Below are 2,385 nucleotides of genomic sequence, written 5' to 3' on the forward strand. Positions count from 1 at the left end.
AAGGAAAACGACCATGAAGCGCTCCAAAATCAACGACATCATCCGCGAAGCCGACGCCTTCATCCGCTCGTTCGGCTACATCATGCCGCCCTTCGCCTACTGGTCGCCGGAAGAGATGAAGGCGCACAAGGCGGACTCTTCGGCCATTTTCAGCTCGCGTCTCGGCTGGGACATCACCGACTACGGCCAGGAGAAGTTCGATGAGCTTGGTCTCTTCCTTTTTACCGTCCGCAACGGCCGCTACGCGGACATGAAGCTCGGCATGGGCATGCTCTACGCCGAGAAGATCATGATCTCGCGCAAGGACCAGCTGTCGCCCATGCACCGCCACAACATCAAGGCCGAGGACATCATCAACCGCGGCGGCGGCAAGCTGGTGCTGGAACTGTTCATGCACGACCGCGACGGCGGCATCGACCCGAAGGCCGAAGTGTCGGTGCCGGTCGACGGCACCATCACCAGATTGCCCGCCGGCGGGCTCCTGAAGCTCGACCCGGGCCAGAGCGTGACGCTGCTGCCGGGCGTCTGGCACGCCTTCTGGGCCGAGGGCAAGGACGTGCTGATCGGCGAGGTCTCGACCGTCAATGACGACCTCACCGACAACGTCTTCCGCGATCCGATCGGCCGCTTCTCCAACATCGAGGAGGATGTGGCGCCGGTTCACCTTCTGGTGTCGGATTATGAAAAATGGGTGGGGTAGGGCGAGGGCCTAGTCGTCCCAATTTCGCTGCTGAAAGGAGGTCCAGATACTGATAGTGCTGTCGTCCCGGTCGCTCGTGCTGTGCAGCGTGAGGACAATATCCACGGTGGGCGGCGCTTTGATCATGGCTGTGATCACGCGCGTCGCGTCGTCGGGTACGATGCCTATGCCCCATTTCATTTCCCAATTTCCTCCGGCCTGCTGCAGTCGGGGAGTGGAATCTTCGAACTGCTCCCTCATCGACGCATCGTCTGGAAACGGTTCATCGGTGAGTTTTGCAAAAACCTCCCACGACCCGGCAACTGCTGCCTGAATGGCGCTTTCTATTCTGGCGCTCTCGGCTTGGCTGATTGTTTCAGACATACTGAGAGTTCCAATCTACCGCGCGTACTTGTCCGCCTTCCGATTGCCCAGCAGCAGCTTGCGCTCCAGGTGCGCGCGCAGCTCGCCGTAATAGGCGGTGAGGAATGCCCGTGAATCGACCGGCTCGACCCTGGCGCCGATCTTGCGGCCTATCGTTTCCGCCACCGCTTTCATCGCGAAATAGTCGTCGCGGCGCAGCACTTCCTCCAGCTTGTGCAGCTCGGCGATGCCATAGGCGTCGAGCTGCGCGGCGCTGAACTGGAAGCGGGTCGCGACCGGATCCTTGCGCAGCGACAGATCCTCGAGCAGCGCCACCTTCGGCGCCTCGACCACCCAGGTTCCGGCGAGCAGGTCGCCAATCCGCAGCCGGTCGCGGTTGAAGAGCGGGAACAGCGAGAACAGCAGCGCCCACACCAGCCCGAAGATGGTCGACAGCGTGTCGGCGACACCGGCGCTGCCGCGCGCCGCCAGGATCGACAGCGGCAGGAACACCTCGATCTCGCGCATCAGGTTGCGCGCGATGACCTGGTCGAGGCTGAGGCCGGCGCCGCTGCGCGAAGCGACGCGGACGCCGACCATCCGCTTGCCGGGCGTCGCCGCCCGCCGGCCCGCCTCGAAGGCGATGAAATAGACGTTGCGCAGCAGGAAGATGAAGATGATCCAGACGATGAACAGCGGTTCGGCGTCCTTCACGCCGAGCCCGCCCAGGCCGAAGATCGCGACAAGGCTGACCGCGACGGCGGCGACGACGATGATCACCACATCGAGCAGGAATCCCGAAGCCCGCGTCCCGGCATCGGCCAGCTTGACGCGCAGGTCCACGCCCTCCGGCGTCACCAGCGGGCGCACCAGCGCGGCGGGATTCCTAGCCGTTGCCATGCCGCACCATCCGGAACAGGTAGAAATAAGAAATCCAGAGCGCCAGCATGCCGCCGCCGATCGAATAGCGGGCGATATCGCTTGTGATCGTCTGCCGGCCGATGCCTTCGAGCAGGCCGGCAAACAGCAGCATCATGACGACGCCGACCATCGCGGTCGCCGCCACGCGGCCCGCGCGTGAGGCCGCGGCCATGCGCGTCAGCTCGCCGGGAAAGGCGATGCTGGTGCCGATGCGCATGCCGGCCGCGCCCGCGATGGCGATGGCGAAAAGCTCCGTCGTGCCGTGGATCGACAGCCAGCCGCCGAGCTCGAAACCGAGCCCCTTGGCGGCATAGATCTGGAAGATGGCGCCGAGCATGCAGCCATTCATCAGGATGATCAGCACGCTGGGCACCGCGAAGGCGAAGCCGAGCGCGAAGGCCAGGATCGACACCTGCGTGTTG

General features: G+C 64.1%; 4 protein-coding genes. 1 reads left to right on the forward strand and 3 read right to left on the reverse strand.

Features of this window, described 5'->3' with window-relative positions:
• Nucleotides 1–13: 13 nt before the first annotated feature.
• Nucleotides 14–700 carry a D-lyxose/D-mannose family sugar isomerase gene (locus EOA60_RS29035; RefSeq protein WP_067329872.1) on the forward strand — a complete coding sequence of 229 codons (687 nt, stop codon included), beginning with the start codon at nt 14–16 and terminating at the stop codon, nt 698–700.
• A gap of 9 nt (nt 701–709) precedes the next feature.
• Here EOA60_RS29035 and EOA60_RS29040 read toward each other — a convergent pair whose 3' ends face one another.
• The 3 genes from EOA60_RS29040 to EOA60_RS29050 all read right to left on the reverse strand — a co-directional run.
• The gene (locus EOA60_RS29040; protein ID WP_095824766.1) at nt 710–1,063 is read right to left on the reverse strand and encodes a hypothetical protein; all 354 of its coding nucleotides are present in this window, start codon (nt 1,061–1,063) and stop codon (nt 710–712) included.
• Nucleotides 1,064–1,078: 15 nt separating this feature from the next.
• Complete coding sequence (locus tag EOA60_RS29045; RefSeq protein ID WP_067329877.1) at nt 1,079–1,942, reverse strand: RDD family protein; 864 nt, start codon at nt 1,940–1,942, stop codon at nt 1,079–1,081.
• Nucleotides 1,929–2,385, reverse strand: a 457-nt coding sequence (locus EOA60_RS29050; RefSeq protein ID WP_206628303.1) for a stage II sporulation protein M, incomplete at its 5' end; no start/stop codon positions are given. The genes EOA60_RS29045 and EOA60_RS29050, both read right to left, overlap by 14 nt.

It is taken from the genome of Mesorhizobium sp. M1A.F.Ca.IN.020.06.1.1, from assembly GCF_004023265.1.
In the GTDB taxonomy this organism is placed as follows: Bacteria; Pseudomonadota; Alphaproteobacteria; order Rhizobiales; family Rhizobiaceae; genus Mesorhizobium.